General features: G+C 27.3%; 14 protein-coding genes, 4 tRNA genes and 1 pseudogene. 10 read left to right on the top strand and 9 right to left on the bottom strand.

What is annotated here, in order from left to right; genetic code table 11:
* Nucleotides 1-36 precede the first annotated feature (36 nt).
* A pseudogene (gene rne / locus GN160_RS00195) lies at nt 37-1,608 on the top strand (ribonuclease E); the annotation flags it as partial.
* 900 nt (nt 1,609-2,508) lie between these two features.
* Nucleotides 2,509-3,429, top strand: a complete 921-nt coding sequence (lpxL, locus tag GN160_RS00190; protein ID WP_192380388.1) for an LpxL/LpxP family Kdo(2)-lipid IV(A) lauroyl/palmitoleoyl acyltransferase — start codon at nt 2,509-2,511, stop codon at nt 3,427-3,429.
* 222 nt (nt 3,430-3,651) lie between these two features.
* Here the strand turns inward: lpxL and GN160_RS00185 are convergent.
* The 5 genes from GN160_RS00185 to GN160_RS00165 all read right to left on the bottom strand — a co-directional run bounded on the left by GN160_RS00185 (nt 3,652) and on the right by GN160_RS00165 (nt 5,078).
* Nucleotides 3,652-3,735: transfer RNA gene (locus GN160_RS00185), tRNA-Leu, on the bottom strand.
* A gap of 31 nt (nt 3,736-3,766) precedes the next feature.
* Nucleotides 3,767-3,838, bottom strand: a tRNA-Cys gene (locus tag GN160_RS00180).
* A 128-nt stretch (nt 3,839-3,966) separates the two neighbouring features.
* Nucleotides 3,967-4,518, bottom strand: a complete 552-nt coding sequence (pgsA, locus tag GN160_RS00175) for a CDP-diacylglycerol--glycerol-3-phosphate 3-phosphatidyltransferase (protein ID WP_192380386.1) — start codon at nt 4,516-4,518, stop codon at nt 3,967-3,969.
* 230 nt (nt 4,519-4,748) lie between these two features.
* Nucleotides 4,749-4,821: transfer RNA gene (locus GN160_RS00170), tRNA-Lys, on the bottom strand.
* A 164-nt stretch (nt 4,822-4,985) separates the two neighbouring features.
* Nucleotides 4,986-5,078, bottom strand: a tRNA-Ser gene (locus GN160_RS00165).
* Nucleotides 5,079-5,291: 213 nt separating this feature from the next.
* On the opposite strand from GN160_RS00165, the gene GN160_RS00160 reads away from it, so the two are divergent.
* The 5 genes from GN160_RS00160 to GN160_RS00140 all read left to right on the top strand — a co-directional run bounded on the left by GN160_RS00160 (nt 5,292) and on the right by GN160_RS00140 (nt 9,699).
* The gene (locus tag GN160_RS00160; protein WP_192380385.1) at nt 5,292-5,621 is read left to right on the top strand and encodes a TusE/DsrC/DsvC family sulfur relay protein; all 330 of its coding nucleotides are present in this window, start codon (nt 5,292-5,294) and stop codon (nt 5,619-5,621) included.
* A 349-nt stretch (nt 5,622-5,970) separates the two neighbouring features.
* Entirely contained in the window at nt 5,971-6,288 is a 318-nt protein-coding gene (gene hspQ / locus GN160_RS00155) for a heat shock protein HspQ (RefSeq protein ID WP_192380383.1), read from the top strand.
* Nucleotides 6,289-7,035: 747 nt separating this feature from the next.
* On the top strand, nt 7,036-7,560 hold the full coding sequence (fabA, locus tag GN160_RS00150) for a bifunctional 3-hydroxydecanoyl-ACP dehydratase/trans-2-decenoyl-ACP isomerase (protein WP_192380381.1): 525 nt from the start codon (nt 7,036-7,038) through the stop codon (nt 7,558-7,560).
* Between the two features lie 563 nt (nt 7,561-8,123).
* Entirely contained in the window at nt 8,124-8,906 is a 783-nt protein-coding gene (locus GN160_RS00145) for an SDR family oxidoreductase (protein ID WP_192380379.1), read from the top strand.
* A 160-nt stretch (nt 8,907-9,066) separates the two neighbouring features.
* The gene (locus GN160_RS00140; protein WP_192380377.1) at nt 9,067-9,699 is read left to right on the top strand and encodes an MBL fold metallo-hydrolase; all 633 of its coding nucleotides are present in this window, start codon (nt 9,067-9,069) and stop codon (nt 9,697-9,699) included.
* A gap of 155 nt (nt 9,700-9,854) precedes the next feature.
* Here the strand turns inward: GN160_RS00140 and GN160_RS00135 are convergent, their stop codons facing one another.
* Both GN160_RS00135 and asnS read right to left on the bottom strand, forming a co-directional pair.
* Complete coding sequence (locus GN160_RS00135) at nt 9,855-11,042, bottom strand: amino acid aminotransferase (protein ID WP_192380376.1); 1,188 nt, start codon at nt 11,040-11,042, stop codon at nt 9,855-9,857.
* 221 nt (nt 11,043-11,263) lie between these two features.
* On the bottom strand, nt 11,264-12,661 hold the full coding sequence (gene asnS, locus GN160_RS00130) for an asparagine--tRNA ligase (protein ID WP_192380374.1): 1,398 nt from the start codon (nt 12,659-12,661) through the stop codon (nt 11,264-11,266).
* A 469-nt stretch (nt 12,662-13,130) separates the two neighbouring features.
* Here asnS and ribA point away from each other — a divergent pair, with 469 nt between their 5' ends.
* On the top strand, nt 13,131-13,733 hold the full coding sequence (ribA, locus tag GN160_RS00125; protein WP_192380372.1) for a GTP cyclohydrolase II: 603 nt from the start codon (nt 13,131-13,133) through the stop codon (nt 13,731-13,733).
* Nucleotides 13,734-15,803: 2,070 nt separating this feature from the next.
* Here the strand turns inward: ribA and GN160_RS00120 are convergent.
* The gene (locus GN160_RS00120; RefSeq protein WP_192380370.1) at nt 15,804-15,959 is read right to left on the bottom strand and encodes a hypothetical protein; all 156 of its coding nucleotides are present in this window, start codon (nt 15,957-15,959) and stop codon (nt 15,804-15,806) included.
* Between the two features lie 782 nt (nt 15,960-16,741).
* Nucleotides 16,742-16,960, bottom strand: a complete 219-nt coding sequence (locus GN160_RS00115; protein WP_192380368.1) for a hypothetical protein — start codon at nt 16,958-16,960, stop codon at nt 16,742-16,744.
* Between the two features lie 551 nt (nt 16,961-17,511).
* Here GN160_RS00115 and GN160_RS00110 point away from each other — a divergent pair.
* Together GN160_RS00110 and GN160_RS00105 are read left to right on the top strand one after the other, a co-directional pair.
* Entirely contained in the window at nt 17,512-19,071 is a 1,560-nt protein-coding gene (locus GN160_RS00110; RefSeq protein WP_192380366.1) for an anthranilate synthase component 1, read from the top strand.
* Nucleotides 19,072-19,087: 16 nt separating this feature from the next.
* Nucleotides 19,088-19,666, top strand: coding sequence for a glutamine amidotransferase-related protein (locus GN160_RS00105; RefSeq protein WP_192380365.1), 579 nt, complete (start codon nt 19,088-19,090; stop codon nt 19,664-19,666).
* The last annotated feature ends 18 nt before the right edge of the window (nt 19,667-19,684 follow it).

Raw genomic sequence — 19,684 nt, 5'->3', positions numbered from 1 at the left:
CCGATTATAGAAAACCAAATACTGAGTATAATCACAATGAAAAGAATGTTAATTAATGCTACTCAACAAGAAGAGTTGCGTGTAGCTTTAGTAGATGGTCAACGTTTATATGATTTAGATATTGAAACTCTAGGACATGAACAAAAAAAAGCTAATATCTATAAGGGAAAAGTTACACGTGTTGAACCTAGCTTAGAAGCAGCTTTTATAGATTATGGGGTCGAACGTAATGGATTTTTACCTCTTAAAGAAATATCCCGTGAATATTATCCTGTACAATTTTCTCCTAACAATAAATATAGTGTTAAAGATGTATTACAAGAAGGGCAAGAAATTATTGTACAAATAGATAAAGAAGAAAGAGGTAATAAAGGAGCGGCATTAACTACATTTATAAGTTTAGCTGGAAGTTACTTAGTGCTTATGCCTAATAACCCTAAAGCTGGAGGTATTTCTCGCAGAATTGAAGGTAATGATAGAATTGAGTTAAAAGAAGTTTTATCTTCGTTAAAATTACCTGAAGGAATGGGGTTGATTGTTCGTACTGCAGGTATTGGAAAAACTATGGAAGCATTAGAATGGGATTTAGCTTTTCGCCTGAAACATTGGCAAGCAATAAAAAAAGCTGCGGAACGAAACGCGGCACCTTTCCTAATTTATCAAGAAAGCAATGTCATAGCCCGTGCTATTAGGGATTATTTAGGACCAAATATAGGAGAAATTTTAATTGATAATCCTAAAGCACTTAATTCAGCCAAAGAATATATTGCTGCTCTAGGTCGTCCGGATTTTATTAAAAAAATAAAACTATACCATGGAGAAGTTCCATTATTTAGTCATTATCAAATAGAATCTCAAATCGAATCTGCTTTTCAACGTGAAGTACGTTTGCCTTCTGGAGGATCTATAGTAATAGATTCCACTGAAGCGCTAACAGCTATAGATATAAATTCTTCACGTTCCACCCGAGGAATTGATATTGCAACAACAGCTTTTAATACTAATATGGAAGCAGCAGATGAAATTGCACGTCAAATGCGATTACGCGATTTAGGAGGATTGATTGTTATTGATTTTATTGATATGGTATCAATAAAAAATCAACGAGAAATTGAAAATTGTTTGCGAGAATTATCAAGACAAGATCGAGCTAGAATTCAAATAGGACGCATATCCCGTTTTGGGTTATTAGAACTATCCAGACAAAGACTTAGTCCATCATTGGGCGAGTCCAGTCACTATATATGTCCACGTTGTGGAGGTACAGGAAACATTAGAGACAATGAATCTCTTTCCCTCTCCATACTAAGGTTAATAGAAGAAGAAGCTCTGAAAGAAAACACCTGTGAAATACACGCTATTGTACCAGTACCTATAGCTTCATTTTTACTTAATGAGAAACGAGAAGCAATAAATGAAATAGAAAAACGTCAAGGTGGCATTCGTACCATTATAGTACCTAATGATCAAATGCAGACTCCAAATTATTCAGTAAAAAGAATAAAAAAGGGTGAAGAAGCAGCAGCTCCTAGTTACCTGTTACCTCAATTACATGAGATAGATGTTAATTCATCTACAATAGAACATATAAATACGGAACGTGATCGGAAATATTATAAACAAATAGAAAATAGAATTTCTGATAATAATAAATTTACTTTATCTATTGCTAAATTAAACGAAAATATTAAAAAAAATAAAAAAAAGAAAATGCGACCAACAATAGAATTGTTCTATACTTTATTAAGATATTTAATAAAAAAATTTAATTTGATAAATATTTATTTTAATAAAATATGAAATTTCAAAAATAAGAGTATAAACAATAAATATTAAATAATGAAATTAATACGATATTTAGTGATAATGTTCAATTGAATTGTAGAATAAATAGTTTTCTTTAATCCATTGAAACAAAATAAAAATCAAAAACACACCTTCGTCATTTATTTACGATATACAAAATCTTAAATTATTCTGTGCTGAAATAATACATTATAAATCAAAACATTAAAATATAAAATTATAAATCATCTCAACCAAGATTAAAATAGATAACTTTTGTTTAATATTTATATATAAATATACGAATAATCATGGGATTACAAAATTTTGTTTTGATTAATAATAACTATCGCTTATTTCTGACAGTTGCTAAATTAAGAAAATAGTTTGTAATATACGTTAAAATATAGATTAATAATCTATATTTAAGATAGAAAATAAAAAACAAAATTTTTTAAAATTTTTATATAATATCCGATCAATCTTTAATTTTATTTCATTTATATATAAAATAAAACAATCTGGTAAACTTTCATAAATTTAAATTTATAAACAAATGGCATGGTAATTTAATATAATTTAACATAATTAAACGCTAATATATTATATTTACAATATAATTAAATTAAGCGCTATTACTTTATAGAAAAATAAATATTCAAAAAAACTAAACATTATTCATTAAAATATTAATTTAAACTTATTTGTAAGACTATTTATAATATGATAAATAAATCCGTTTTTAAAATTTCTTTCTTACACCCCAAATATTGGTTAATATGGATAGGTATAGTTATCTTGTATTTATTAGTATTATTACCATATCCCATAATATACTATTGCGGAACTAAATTAGGTCATTTAGCAAAATACTTTATAAAATACCGCATAAATATTATAAATCGTAATTTACAATTATGTTTTCCTAATTTAGCAACAGATGAAAAAAGAAATCTTTTGCAAAAAAATTGTGAATCGATTGGAATGGGGATACTAGAAACTGGAATGGCATGGTTTTGGCCTAATTGGCGCATTAAACGTTGGTGCAAAATTAATGGTTTTCAACATATCATTAATGCATACAAAAAACATAATGGCATATTACTAATTGGTGTACATTTTTTAACTCTTGAATTGGGAGCGCGTACTTTCGGTATTTTTAACCCAGGAGTAGGTGTATATAGGCCAAATAACAATGCTTTATTAGAATGGTTACAAACTCGGGGACGTTTGAGATCCAATAAATATATGATTCATAACAAAAACCTTAAAGCTATGCTTCGAGCTTTAAAGGATGGAGAAACAATTTGGTATGCTCCAGATCACGACTACGGACCAAAAAATAGTATATTTACAAAATTATTTGCCGTATCTCACGCAGCAACTACTATAGGAACATATATCCTAATTAAATTAAGTAATCCCGCAATCATAACATTTATACCTCGACGCTTACCTAATGGATCTGGTTATGAATTATTAATTTTACCCAATGAAAATATAACCCCTTTAAATGATCGTTTAACGATAATAAAAAACATCAATAAAATAATAGAGAAATCTATTTTATTAGCTCCAGAACAATACATGTGGCTACATCGACGTTTTAAAACACGTCCAACAGGAAAATCTTCTTTTTATTAAAAAATAAAAACTAAAAAATAAGCAAATATAATAAATCATGCAAAATAAAATAAATAACACAAAAGATGAAGCTTTTAAGAAATGCATACCTTTTACTGATTTTTACCTTATATAAATACCCTAATTCATAAAAAATATACATACTCAACTATAAATTATCAAATTCTATAAAATAAACATTTAAATAAAAAAAATTACATTATTCTTTTATAATACAAATTTTACCCGGGACGAGACTTGAACTCGTACGGCATAAAACCGAGGGATTTTAAGTCCCTTGTGTCTACCTAATTCCACCACCCGGGCTTTTAATGTATTAATCATATTTTCAACAAAAAGGCGCGCTTCGGAATTGAACCGAAATAAAACGGATTTGCAATCCGCTGCACAACCATTCTGCCAGCGCGCCAACTAAAGGATACAAATAAAATTTATAAATTGAAAACTATACCAAACAAATAAAATTATCAATTATATTCTTACAAAATATTCAAATAATAAATAAAATATATGTAAAAATTTTACCTAAAACAAAAATTAACGAATTTTAAATAAATTAAAACAAGCTGCATTTAAATATTGAAACATGGACCAAAAAGTTAATAACATTGCTAAATATAATATGATTACACCTATATTAACTATCCAAACATGAGGATGCCACAATAATACTATTAATGCTAACATTAAAATAACAGTTTTAACTTTTGCAATACATGATACAGATATTCTAAAACAAGAATTTAATTCAGCTAACCATCCACGTAATGCAGAAATAATAATTTCGCGTATAACTATGACAACAGTAGGTAATGTAATCCACCATACATGAAAATATTCCGCTATTAAAATTAAAGCTATTACAACCATAATTTTATCTGCAACTGGATCAAGAAAAGTTCCAAAATTAGTAATCTGTCGCCAACGGCGCGCCAAAAATCCATCAAACCAATCGGTAATTGCTGCAGTAAAAAATATTAACGAACAAACTAAAGGACACCAATGAAAGGGCAAATAAAAAACTAAAACAAAAAACGGCGTTACAATGATACGCGATAAAGTCAACCAAGTAGGTATATTTAAATACATTGTAATTTACATTAGAGATTTAAGATTTAAAACGACACTTCTAGATCCACTAACTTATAATTAATGTAAATTAAATCAATACATTAAAACTTCAGGGTCTAAAACGTATAAAATACATAATTACATATTCACTTAAGAAACAATCCACTTCTAATCTATTTTCATACATTTTAAGTCCAAAGATTAAAATTTAAAAGATCAAAACATTAAAAAATTCATTACTTAAATTTTGGGTCGTATAGGAATCGAACCTATAACCAATTGATTAAGAATCAACCGCTCTACCACTTGAGCTAACGACCCACGTTTCAGTTATTCTTAATGATGCTTAATCCGTTTGTTAACAAATTTATCTTACCAAACGTAATTATATAAATATCAATAATGATTCAAAATCAATTTTAATTTAATTTATAAAAAGAGAAAATAAATTAACACAAATCTATCTCAATCAATCAATTAAAACAAGGAGGAATAGAGATTCGAACTCTAGAACGTATCTTTAATTATACGTTTCCGATTTTCAAGACCGGCGCCTTTAACCACTCGACCATTCCTCCATGAATATAAGATGCTATATAAAAACAAATAAAATTGCAAACACTTTGATATTTTTATCGTTTAATATTAAAGTATTAAATGATAAAAATACTATTAAAATAACATTGTTCAAGAATAAGAAAAAAATTTTTTTCTTATTCTTGAACAGAAATTAAACAAGATTTTATAAATAGAAATATAAAATATAAATTTTAAAATAGAAATTTAACATAATGCAGTTTAAACAAAAAAATACTACTATTGATACATACGGGCATTTAATAAACATAAATGATTGGAATGAAGAAATAGCTATAAAAATTGCTGAAGAATCTAATATTTATCTTACAAAAAAACACTGGGAAATAATATACTTCCTCAGGTCCTTTTATAAAAAATTTAAAATTACGCCAGCAATGCGAATGTTGGTCAAAATTATTGCATTAAAATATGGAACTAATATTGGTAATAGCAGGTACCTTTTTCATCTTTTCCCTTCTGAAAGTCCTGCGAAATTAGCAGCTAAAATTGCAGGATTGCCTAAATCTAATAGGTGTATGTAAAATTAAAAAAATTTTTTAAATTAGCACTTTAATTTATAGCTAAAATTATTTAGAAATATCTAGTCTAAATCGTAAAAAATTAATAATGTAGCATTCGAACATAAATCATGATAAAATATAATTCATAAGAATCTTTTATGGTTCTAAAAGGTCACATCGAAAACTATCAAGAAACTTAGAAATTTTAGTTGTGCTTAAAAAAGTAATTTACCATAATAAATACTTAGCTGTAATTTTAACAGTAACTTTGTTATAATTCAGTGCTTTAAGTTTATCACTAACGTTGTTTCATTATTCATTTTATTAAATGAAAACCCAATATAAATAATTAAATATTTGAGGAGATTTTATGATTGCTAGTAAATTTAGTATAGGACAACAAGTAAGACACAAGTTGCTGGGATATTTAGGTGTAATTATAGACGTAGATCCAGAATACTCACTAGAAAAACCAAAATTAGAAGAAATTACTGCAGATAATACTCTTCGCACCTCTCCTTGGTATCATGTTGTAATGGAAGATGAAGAAGGGAAACCAATACATACCTATTTAGCAGAAGTTCAATTAGGACATGAACCATTAATGTTCCATCCAGAACAACCAATACTAGATGATTTAGCCAGATCAATTCGTATTCAGTTAAAGAAACCAAGGTTAAGAAATTAAAAATTGCATAAATACTTCATGATAATCATGAACTACAATAGAATACAGTTACAATTGTATTTTTGTTATAAATAAATTTCAACATCAAGAAATACAAACCAATATACTTTGATTAATATTTAATAAATTCATCATAAAATCTAAATAAAGGACGTTTATTAAATTTCGATAATTTATACGATTTATACAATTCTATAATAAGCAGTTCATTTCTAATAAAAATACCAATTAAAAATAAAATAATACCTTGTCTAATATTAGAAATATAAAATTTTGATTTAAATTAACAATTATCCAACAAAATTCACCCCGTTAAATAAATATTTCACCTTTAAAACAAATAATAATTTAACACAAACATAAATATCAAAAACTAAAATAACAAATTTGTTTTAATATGAAAATTTAATTCACACGTTATACTATATTTTAATAGGTAATCCAATAAATATGTGATTTGATAAAACATCAGCAAAATAATTACAAATTTTACAAAAAATCTAAAATAACTGAAATACAATAATTATACAAAACACATACATACTCTTACAAATGAATAATGATGTTATATTTAATTTTTATTAATAAAACATAACAAGATAATAACCATGTGCTGTATATATTTACTTTCTAAATATCAAAATTCTATAACAATCAACTTTTATTATCACTGCCAGATAATAAAATTATAAAAAAGAAAAACCAATTTCTTAATTTTATCAATTAAATATTCAAGAAGAGAAATATATGACTAATAATAAACGAGCAAAATATTCAAAAGAAGATTTACTAGCTTCTAGTAGAGGAGAATTATTTGGTAAAGAAGGACCATCATTACCTGCCCCTAATATGTTAATGATAGATAGAGTAACAAAAATGAGTGAAACTGGTGGGAATTATGATAAAGGATTTGTAGAAGCAGAATTAGATATTAAAGCAGATATGTGGTTTTTTTACTGCCATTTTATTGGAGATCCAGTTATGCCGGGATGTTTGGGATTAGATGCAATGTGGCAACTAGTTGGATTTTACTTAGGTTGGCTAGGAGGAATTGGTAAAGGACGTGCTTTGGGAGTAGGGGAAGTAAAATTCGCTGGACAAATTTTACCCAGTTCTAAAAAAGTTACTTATTTGATTCATTTTAGAAGAATTATTAAACGCAAGTTAATAATGGGTATGGCCGACGGGCAAGTACTGTGTGATGGTGAAATGATTTACACTGCCTCCGATCTTAAGGTGGGATTATTTAAAAACATTGAGATCTTTAATTAAAAAAGATAAAAGAAAACAATAAACAAATAACAAAAACACATAATCAAATTTAAACATTAAAAATCTTCGTAGACTTATTAAAAAACTAATATAATCCGCAACCTCGAGGAATTACTATAAAGTAGAATATAATCAGTATATTCACTTTATAAAATATGATATCTTACTATATTGATCCACTTATTATAATAACTAAATCTGCCAGTATCTACATCATAAACAAAAACAAAACTCTTACATAAAGAAACGAAAATAAATACTATAATAAAAATCAATAATAATCAAGAAACCTAACAACTAAAACGCATAAATTAATAAAATATAGTTTGCATTTTAATATTTGATAATTTTAAATTAAAATATTATAATGAAATTTATATTTTAGAACTTATATATAGCTGTTATTATGGCCAATTAATATATACATAATACTAGGCGATATAAAATTTAGATAACAAAAAAAAATAAAATACACACACCTTAAAAATATGTTTAAAATAATTTCTGAATAACATGAATTATATAGAAACCATTTCTGATCTCTTTTTAGAACAGGAGGAATTGTGAGTTTTCTTACTGGAAAACGAATATTAATTACTGGCATCGTTAATACTCGATCAATTGCGTACGGTATTGCTCAAGCCCTTTATCGTGAAGGAGCAGAATTAGCTTTTACGTATCCAAATGAAAAAATCAGATTACGTATAGAAGTTCTCTCTAAACATTTTAATTCTAGCATCATTTTACCATGTAACGTAGAAAATGATGAAAATATTATCGAACTATTCTCAAAATTGGCAAAAACATGGAATACTTTTGATGGCTTTATACATGCAATTGCTTTTGCTCCTCCAAATCAATTAAAAGGTGACTATGTAGATGTTATAACCAAAGAAAGTTTTAGGATAGCACATGATATTAGTTCTTACAGTTTTGTCGCAATGGCTAAAGCATCAAGAAAAATGCTTAATAAAGATTCATCCTTAATCACTTTAACGTATTTAGGAGCAGTACGAGCAGTTCCAAATTACAACATTATGGGATTAGCTAAAGCCTCTTTAGAAGCAAATACAAAATATATGGCTAATTCTATGGGTCCAGATGGAATACGAGTAAATGCTATCTCTTCAGGACCTATATACACATTAGCTGCAACCGGGATAACAAATTTTAAAAAAATGTTATCTCATTGCGCATCATCTTCTCCAATTAGAAGAAATATAACAATTGAAGATATTGGTAATACTGCAGCTTTTTTATGTTCTAATTTATCTGCTGCCATTACTGGTTCAGTTATCTATGTAGATGGAGGATTTAACATTGCTCATATGAATAAATTAGGATAATTAGTATTTTAATAACAATTAAAAAATAAAATTAAGATATCTTGAACATAACTTGGCTAACATAAATTAAACAAAATTAAACATTAATAAAATTAATAAATAAATTAAAAAACTAACAAATTTTGATTTGTAGCATACATAAAGACGAATAAAATAAAATATGCAATATAAAATTATTCCGGTAACTCATTTTCAACAGAATTGTTCTTTAATATGGTGTAAGAAAACTAAATTAACAGCCTTGGTGGATCCTGGTGGAGAAGAAGTAAAAATACATAAAGTAATAAATAACTTAAAACTAGTTATAGAAAAAATTTTAATCACTCATGGGCATTTAGATCATGTTGGGAGTGCACGGGTGTTATCACGATTCTATAATGCACCAATTATTGGCCCGCATCAAGAGGACCGAGTCCTCCTAGAAAACTTGTCTAATCAGGCTCAAGCATTTTCCCTCCAACACATTCAGCCTGTAATACCTGATTTTTGGTTAAAAGAAAACGATTTAATAAAAATAGGAAATGAAATAACATTTAATGTATTACACTGTCCAGGACATTCTCCAGGACACGTAATTTTTTGGAATAAAAAATACAATTTTATATTAATGGGAGATGTTTTATTTAAAAAAAGTATTGGCCGAACTGACTTGCCAGGAGGAGACATAAAACAATTAATAAATTCTATAAAAAAGAAAATATTACCAATGAATGATAACACAATTTTTTTACCTGGACACGGACCAATATCAACCATTGGATACGAACGCAAAAACAATCCGTTCCTTGTATAAAATACAATTACATCCTTAAGCCATTACTACTATTAATAAACAGTAATTTCAAAAAAGAAATCAATAAAATAAATACCACAAATAAAACAACCTTTAATTCATAAATGAGAGCATATCCCAAATAAAAACAAAAAATATCTCCCAAAATGTTTAAGTTATAAAACCGAAGCAATAGCATCACATATAAAATTAATATTTTTTAAAGTGATACCTGCAACGTTAATCCTTGCAGAATCTGTCATATAAATACCTGACAAATCACGCAATTTCACTACTTGATCACGATTAAGACCCATAAAAGAAAACATTCCAATTTGTTGATTAATAAAACTAAAATCCTTATCAACCTTATCATTTAAGGTATATACAAATAATTGACGCATATACCCTATATTTTGTCTCATATTACTAAGTTCTTCTTCCCATTTAAATTTTAAAATTTTATCCTTCAAAATTGTACTAACAATAAAAGCACCATGTGCTGGTGGATTTGAATAATTCGCTCTAATGATAGACTTTAATTGACTTAAAGAGCATTCAGCAGCCGAAGCACTGGTAGCAACTAAAGTACAAGCACCAACACGTTCATTATATAAACCAAAATTCTTTGAATAAGAACTACAAATGATCAATTCTTGATTATATTCAGAAAAAACATGAATACCTTTAACATCTTCAGTCAAACCTTTACCAAAACCTTGATAAGCTAAATCAAACAAAGGTAACCAATGATTTTTTGCTGATAATTTTGCTAAAATACGCCATTGATTAGCATTTAAATCGACCCCTGTCGGATTGTGACAACAAGAATGTAGTAAAACAATATCACCACATCGTGCATTACTCAAGTCCATCAACATACCATCAAAATTAAGACCGCACTCCTCGTAATCATAATACGAATAATTACAAACTTGTAAACCTGCAGCCTTGAATATATTAATATGATTGGTCCAAGTTGGACTACTGACCCAAACTCGTTTTGCTATCGTATTTTTAACTAAAAAATCTGAAGCGATTCGTATCGCACCAGTACCTCCAGGAGCTTGAACGGTACAAATTCGACGATCCTTAACAATTTGACTATCTATACCAAACAATAATCTTTGAGTACAAGAAATAAAATCAGATATTCCTTCAATACTCAAATAATTCTTAGTAATTTCATTTTTAAGTATTGAAGATTCTGCTTGTTTAACGCTATCTAAAATCGGTGTATTTCCATATTCATCTTGATACACGCCAATGCCTAAATTTATTTTATCGGGACGATTATCATTATTAAAAATCTCTGAAATTCCAAGTATAGGATCAGGAGCAGCCAATTTAATTAATTCAAACATAAGATATACCTATATAATTCCAAACAAAAATTTATGCATATACTTTACTTCCTTATGATTATTTTGCCAATAGTTTAAATTAAAATTTTTAACAATTAACAAATTTTAAATTACAAAGACTTAATTTGCAATTTAATGAATAATACTTATAAATTATATTCAAAATTAATCACAACAATCACAAGAATATAAATAAAATGTATTAAAAAATCAAAATAACATTAAAAATTAATACTACATGGATATCTAGGAAAAGGTATAACATCCTTAATATTTTGTACGCCAGTGATATATAAAATTAATCTTTCAAAACCTAACCCAAATCCAGAATGAGGTACAGTACCATAACGACGTAAATCCCGATACCAATAATAATCATCTTTATTTAAACCAAATTCTTCCAATCTAATATCTAATACGTTAAGACGTTCTTCTCGCTGTGAACCACCAATTAACTCTCCAACTAAAGGGACTAATAAATCCATAGCCGCAACAGTTTTAAAATCATTATTTAAACGCATATAAAAAGCCTTAATTTCCTTAGGATAATCTGTTATTATTACCGGAGATTGAAAATACTTCTCTGTGAGAAATCGTTCATGTTCGGAAGAAAAATCTTGACCCCAAACTATTTGATTGATAGATTGCAGCTCGCTGTTTCGCAATATGTCTATTATTTTAGTATAAGAAATTAAAGTACAATCTCTATCTATAAAATTTTCTAAACGATTTATAATATTACGATCTATTTTTTCAACAAGAAATTCAATATCTGCCGTACACTTATCTAAAATAACCTTAAAAATATTCTTTAATAAAGACACAGCAAAAAAAGAAATATCTTTTAAATTAGCAAATGCCATTTCTGGTTCTAACATCCAAAATTCAGCTAAATGCCGGCTAGTACTAGAATTTTCTGCTCGAAAAGTAGGACCAAAAGTATAAATTTTTGATAATGCACATGCATAACACTCTCCATTTAACTGTCCAGAAACAGTCAAAAAGGTTTCTTTACCAAAAAAATCTTTTTTATAATCTATTTTACATGATCTATTGGATAAATTTGAAAGATCTAAAGTCGAAACACGAAACATTTTACTAGCACCTTCAGTATCAGAAGAGGTAATAATGGGAGTAGTAACCCAAAAAAAACCTTGCATATCCATATAACGATGCATTGCCTGCAATAAAGTATGCCTAATACGTGCTATAGATCCAATTAAATTGGTCCGTGGTCGTAAATGAGCTACCCCTCTTAAATGCTTCATACTATGCTGTTTTGCAGATATAGGATATGTGTCTGGATTATTCACTCTTCCTAATACTTCAACTATAACTGCTTGCATTTCAAAATATTGTTTACTTCCTAAAGATTTTACTATTTTGCCGGTAATTTGAACTGAACAACCAGAGGTAAGACTTAAAACATCAGTGTAATAATTAGATATCGTATTTTTAATGATTATTTGTAATGAAGAAAAACAAGAACCATCATAAATAGTTAAAAATGAAATTTTAGCTTTTGAATCACGACGAGTACGCACCCATCCTTGCACTATTACTTGACTACCAACATTTAACTTCTTATGTAAAATATCATTTATAGATATAATTTTCATAAACTCTCTTTGCTACTCACGTAAAAATTAATAAAAACTTATACATATAAATATTAACTGACTGAAACAAAACAATATTACAAAACAATCAAGTAATAGATAATGTCTAAAATAATTAATAAATCTTCATTTAATCTTTATCGATTAACAACGTTAATTCAGACTATAAACAAACTGATTATTACATCGATATATAAGAATATTATATATCAGAATCAGGTCAACACCTTAAGCACATATTACCGTCTTACAATTTCTTTACTTAAACAACAATCATCAAAACAGAAAAAACAAGCAAGAGATTAACACATACTAAAACAAAATAAAAAATATTTTTCAATTTACCTTTATAAAAATGAAATTCATGCAAATATTGTAGCATACTATATTTAATAAGCTGCTTATAAATGATACCTTTAGTTATAAGATATAAAATTTATATATTTTACGTATACAATGTGGGGAAAACATGCAAATAAAACGTATAGTAGAAGCTAAATTACCAACTCGATGGGGGAACTTTTTAATTGTAGGATTTGAAGAAAAAAAAACTGAAAAAAATCATGTAGCATTAATATACGGAAATGTTGCTGGATCCAACCCAGTTCTAGCAAGAATACACTCTGAATGTCTGACTGGCGATGCATTATTTAGCTTACGTTGCGATTGCGGCTTTCAATTGGAAGCAGCATTACATCATATAATACAAGAAGGCCGCGGCATTCTTATATATCATAGACAAGAAGGTAGAAATATAGGATTATTAAATAAAATTAAAGCTTATGCACTGCAAGATAATGGAGCTGATACGGTTGAAGCGAATCAACATTTAGGATTCTCTGCAGATGAACGCGATTTCACCTTATGCGCCGATATACTTGAATTATTACATATTAAAACAATACGTCTCTTAACCAATAATCCTCAAAAAGTCAAAATACTTAGCCAATCTCAAATAAACATTAGCGAAAGAGTACCATTAATTGTTGGACGAAATCCTAAAAATACCAATTATCTAGATACTAAAGCGCATAAAATGGGTCATTTTTTATTCCCTATTTCTAAAAAATAATATATAAATAAAAATCCAAAACTAAAATAATAAAAAACAAAAATCTCTTAATTTTACAAACGACACATTATTATAAATCAACTTATTACGCTCCCTTTGTATTAAGATGTCTAAACTTACTAGAATTAACAAATTTATGCATTTAAAATAATATACTATAATTGAGACATAACTAATATTTATGACATAATAAAAAAATTGCGAATACGAGAATACAACTTTCAATAGTAGATCTTATTTAAGAAATAAAATTTTCTGTAAAACCATTATATTATTACATTAATTGAAATTATAAATTTAAAATGTAAAATATACAATTCAAGTATAATTGTAACTAAAAATTTACAAAACCAAAAATCAACAACACATCCATTGGATATAAAGTAATCAACAATAATATGGTAAATACACAATAAATAACATACAAATCCAATGTACAAAGCAACATTTTGAGAAATTTTTAAGAACACTGACGAAACACATACCTATTCTTAATTTATAGGTAACAACGATAATAACGCAAAAATAAAATTTACTATAACTAAAATATTTTAACAATATACAAAACATCCATTTTAAGTAATACTTGATTGTAAGTATTTTAACTATTTAAACCAATAAAGTAGTTATAATTAACATTATTATCATTTATATTTCACAGTTGATATTTAACACATATATCTGTTGTTCTCATTATTCGAAAATCATTTTTTTAATTTGTCACTGTTCATTAATAAAAATAATCAAAAAAAATTTTAATCCATTATCCAATCTTGAAGAAGATTGTTGCTGTTTCTTTATACGGTAAAATTTTAATATAACTTTGACAATATACGCATATTGTATAAAAATATCTACTAAATAACGTAAATTCGGGATAATTTATCACGAAATAGAAATAAATATTCAATTAAAAAGAATCTAATCTCACGAAATTTAGAAAAAGTATTAACAACTAAAGATCCCAAATATACCATTATACAAAAAATAAAATAAGTAGAAAATTTTTACATGCAAGTTCTGAAAAAGAAATTAATATTGCTTTCTGGATGTATAACTGCACTTTGAGGTAAAATATTACGAATATTTCTATAAGATTTGTTAATTGATACAAAACATAAATCTCCTAAATCAACCAAATTTTAAATACATATCGTGACTACATCTTTCACATTTTTAAAAATATTATAATATTACACACAAAATTCACTAACTTTAATTATATAAGTGCCAAATAATAAACTATTAACACAAATACATAATTCTTGTCGTAATTAATTAAATAACCCTCCACAGTTACATCATATTTAATGCAACAAACAACACAGACAACTGCCTTTCTTATAGAAAGTAAATTAATTATATTTTACACCATTTTCTATTGATAGAGTCGATATATATATCTTAAACAATAAAATACCATTAAGCGCTGTTTTTATAAATATTTTAAAACCACATAATACACAGCAAAAATAATAATCACTAAAAAAAAATTAGAAGATTGTATATTTCTGACCATTAAATATTTTTCAGCAATGTTTAATTGTTTGGCAAAATTAATAAAACTATCTAATACTTTTTCATTCTTATTGCTCTTTAGCAATCTAATCAGGTAAATTTAACATATTAGCAGTAAATTTATAATTCATTAATTTATAAATTCTTCTCTAATTGACCAATTACAATTTTACTCACCTCTTTCCATATAAAAATACAAATTATGAATACGCACGTGTCCATGTTCCTAAATCATAGAAATAACAGTAGCATATGTTAAAGAACGACCAACATTTCTTTTTTGTAGTTTTTAACCAAAAAAGAAGCTTCTTTATAACAAAATGGTGTTGAGTAAAACATTGACTAGAAAAATTTTTTAATCTTAAGTATTAACCAACAGTCAAACTGAATAAAACATGCTGATAATCTTTAAAAATGATGATTTAGCATGGTTTAACCACCCATCAAAACAAATTAATTTTATTCTGATACATAATTAAACTCATTTACACTTACCGTAACCTTAGTATCTATACATTTAGACAATTACGTTGAACAGGCAATAAATTAACTTCAAATCAAGTGATATGATTTACTTACATTAATACCTAAACTTTGTATATGTTTTGATAAAATATATACATTAAAAAAACGAATAACCTCATAAACTTCTTGAACACCATGCTCACTAATATATTGATTAAGTAAATTAGACAAATATCTTACCATAATTTTTAGTAATATAAAAACATCCAATATACAAAACAGATTTACTTAGATTGACAAAATCAACAAGCATATAAATTGTAATCTAGTTTCATATAAATTTTGAGATAATATCATGATCTCTCTTACAGAACATCCCAGATAAAGGTTAATAATCTGTTGTAATATTGAGATAACGAATGACACAGGAAATTTATGGTAAATAAATCCATCATTTTCCCTTTAATTATACATTATAAATCAATTAAGGATTTTTTGAATTTCTTAAACTTAAAAATTATTAGTAAACTTCAACAAGTTATCATTTGTATGAGTAACTTGAAATTTAATTTGATCTTTACTGAAAACTTCTAAATTAACATATGATTTCCAATATTTCATTAATACAAAATTTTTAATCTTTTTTTACATTCTACTATGAACTTTATTACCGCAAATTGTGCACGACCAACTGGCAATCTACTTGCAATCTGTTTCTACAAGAATAACGAGATCATAAACCCTAATATTCAATCATTTACAAAACGCCTTAACTGTTGACATGCATTTTAGCAATATTTAGTGTACCAGGATATTCAAACCTTTTATGACAGTAGTATGAGTAATTTCATGAAATTACTCATACTGAATTTTTCATCTTTTCATCAATTACTGAACGTAAAACACCAAACGATAACTTCACCTCCACTGATCCAAATTAGTAACATAATAAATATGATTGATCATTTTAGATAAAAATTTTAATTCAGTAACAATTTTTTTCTTTATGAAGTAAAATTTCATATTTAGTTACAACATTCGGAATATGGATCCACAACTATATACTTAAATAAAAATTCATGATCATCTAAATAATCTACGACTTTTCTTATGTCATTAAAGAGGACATTACACTTACCATTATCAATTAATAGATCACGAATATAACTAAAACATGATCTCACAAGATAATCATTACCTAAATATTTATCAATAACTTTTGCCTTAACCCAGTGACTCTGCAATAACAGGGAATTTAATCATTCTTATATGGATTGTGATATTACAAAATAACCCATAATTCTAATTTATACAAATATATAATTGTGCAACATCCCTTACATACCTTGATTTCTTAACAACATATCCTGGAATAAAATGTCAAAATTAGCATTTCAAAAACACAATTCCAGATCCAAATATTACTTAAACATTAACTGTCTCAAATATAGCAAAACAACAAATATTCCAACCGTAATAATGCTAAATGCTAGATACTATACCACCAACATGTCATTTAATAGATTATAACAAAGGTAAAATAAAGATCAATTATGTTATGCCAAATACATACAAATCACATACATTCTGCATAATGCTTGCATTAATAAACCATAAAACTATTTGTCCTAACGTATGTAATTAACGTTGACATTTTTTATATTAACTAGTTTACTAATACTATATGAAAATAAAACACTCAAATAATTGAATAATCAATAATAAAATAAATATACAAATAACACCCACAATAGCAAGCATCAAATAAAACAGTAAAGATCAGGATACAAAAATAATGACATTCGTCTTTCACAATATAGAACTAATAGAAGAAACAGCTCAATACCATGATGATCCTACTATGATATTTCATCAATTGTGCGGACAACGCACATCAACATTACTATTGGAATCTTCAGAAATTAACAAAAAACGCAATTTAGAAAGTATGATGATAATAGATACTGCTTTAAGAATAAGCGCATCAGGCTCGATAGTAACAATAAAAGCAATAACTAATAATGGTGCAGCGTTACTCTTGCTATTAGATATGATGTTGCCAACAGAAGTTAAAATTTATCCATTTAAAAATGGACGTAAATTAATTTTTCCGACAATAACGCCAATAACGGATGAAGATACTAATTTAAAATCAATATCCATTTTCGATTGTTTACGCCTATTAACTAAAATAATCAAACAACCAATAAGCACTGCCAAAACTATATTCTTAGGAGGATTATTTTCTTACGATTTAGTATCGTATTTTGAACCTATACCAATACAAACTAAAGGACCAAGATGTCCAGATTATTGTTTTTATTTAGCTGAAACACTATTGATTATGGATCATCAAAAAAATACATCTAAAATACAAATCAGTTTATTCACAAATAATTCTTGCGAAAAGATCAGACTTCAACAAAGGATAAAAAAATTAAAACAACAACTTTGTTGTAAAAAATTTAAACCTATTCCTTCTAAATCGAGAAACAATTTAACAATCAAATATAATAAAAACGATGCTGAATATAGTGAGATAATAAAAAATGTACAAAACAAGATACGCGAAGGAGAAATTTTCCAAGCAGTCCCGTCTCGTAAATTTTTTCTTCCTTGTCCATCACCACTTGCAACGTATCAAACGTTAAAAATTAATAATCCTAGTCCTTACATGTTTTTTATGCAAGATGAAATATTCACATTATTTGGAGCATCACCAGAAAGTTCCTTAAAATATAATTCCGATAATCGACAAATTGAAATATATCCTATAGCAGGTACACGACCAAGAGGCAGAAACAATGATGGAACACTAAATATAGACCTTGACAATCGTATTGAATGTGAAATGCGTTCGGATCATAAAGAACTAGCAGAACATTTAATGTTAGTAGATTTAGCACGTAACGATTTAGCAAGAGTATGTGAACCAGGCAGTCGTTATATCACTGACCTTATTAAAGTAGATCGTTATCCGTTTGTGATGCATTTAGTTTCTAAGGTTGTGGGGAAATTAAATGCAAATTTAGACGCTTTACATGCTTACCGCGCTTGTATGAACATGGGTACATTAAGTGGCGCTCCAAAAGTTAGAGCCATGCAGATTATAGCGGAAATAGAAGGAGAAAGAAGAGGTAGTTACGGAGGAGCTATCGGTTATTTAACAGATAATGGAACTTTAGATACCTGCATTGTTATTAGATCAGCATATATTGAAAATGGAATAGCAACAGTACAAACGGGTGCTGGAATTGTATTAGATTCTATTCCTCAAGAAGAAGCGGAAGAAAGTAGAAATAAAGCACTCTCTGTTCTGAACGCTATTATCAAAACACATACTTGTACTTCTTAAAATGAGAAATTGCTTAATGGCTAACATTTTATTACTTAACAATTTAGATTCTTTTGCTTACAACTTAGTGGATCAATTACGCATCAATAAACACAAAGTATTAATCTACCTTAATCAATTGCCAGTAAGGATAATAATAGAAGCATTACATAAATTAGATAAACCTGTATTAATCCTTTCTCCAGGACCAGGTTTACCAAAAAATGCTGGATGTATGCCACAATTATTAAAAGAGTTACATGGTAAAATACCAATAATTGGAATTTGTCTTGGACATCAAGCTATTATAGAATTTTATGGAGGTTGTATAGAACAAGCTAAGGAGATTTTACACGGAAAATCGTCACGCATATATCATGATAACCTGGACATGTTTATGAACATGCCTAATCCATTAACAGTTGCCAGATATCATTCATTAATTGGAATAAAAATACCCACTAAATTGATAATTAACGCATATTTAGACGAAATTACAATGGCGGTACGAAATAATAAAAATAAAATATGCGGGTTTCAGTTTCATCCAGAATCTATTTTAACTACTCATGGAGAAAAATTACTTAATCAAACTATCAACTGGGCTATTAATTAAATATATTAAGGAACTAAA

Source organism: Blochmannia endosymbiont of Colobopsis nipponica, assembly GCF_014857065.1.
Taxonomy (GTDB): Bacteria; Pseudomonadota; Gammaproteobacteria; order Enterobacterales; family Enterobacteriaceae; genus Blochmanniella.
Note: the sequence above shows the minus strand (reverse complement) of the source record. Positions and strands in the feature narration are given on the sequence as shown.

Bases quoted from the DNA above. Each gene is read 5' to 3' on its own strand.
- lpxL (WP_192380388.1), top strand. From the start codon at position 2,509: ATGATAAATAAATCCGTTTTTAAAATTTCTTTCTTACACCCCAAATAT.
- pgsA (WP_192380386.1), bottom strand. From the start codon at position 4,518: ATGTATTTAAATATACCTACTTGGTTGACTTTATCGCGTATCATTGTA.
- GN160_RS00160 (WP_192380385.1), top strand. From the start codon at position 5,292: ATGCAGTTTAAACAAAAAAATACTACTATTGATACATACGGGCATTTA.
- hspQ (WP_192380383.1), top strand. From the start codon at position 5,971: ATGATTGCTAGTAAATTTAGTATAGGACAACAAGTAAGACACAAGTTG.
- fabA (WP_192380381.1), top strand. From the start codon at position 7,036: ATGACTAATAATAAACGAGCAAAATATTCAAAAGAAGATTTACTAGCT.
- GN160_RS00140 (WP_192380377.1), top strand. From the start codon at position 9,067: ATGCAATATAAAATTATTCCGGTAACTCATTTTCAACAGAATTGTTCT.
- GN160_RS00135 (WP_192380376.1), bottom strand. From the start codon at position 11,042: ATGTTTGAATTAATTAAATTGGCTGCTCCTGATCCTATACTTGGAATT.
- asnS (WP_192380374.1), bottom strand. From the start codon at position 12,661: ATGAAAATTATATCTATAAATGATATTTTACATAAGAAGTTAAATGTT.
- ribA (WP_192380372.1), top strand. From the start codon at position 13,131: ATGCAAATAAAACGTATAGTAGAAGCTAAATTACCAACTCGATGGGGG.
- GN160_RS00120 (WP_192380370.1), bottom strand. From the start codon at position 15,959: ATGGTAAGATATTTGTCTAATTTACTTAATCAATATATTAGTGAGCAT.
- GN160_RS00110 (WP_192380366.1), top strand. From the start codon at position 17,512: ATGACATTCGTCTTTCACAATATAGAACTAATAGAAGAAACAGCTCAA.
- GN160_RS00105 (WP_192380365.1), top strand. From the start codon at position 19,088: ATGGCTAACATTTTATTACTTAACAATTTAGATTCTTTTGCTTACAAC.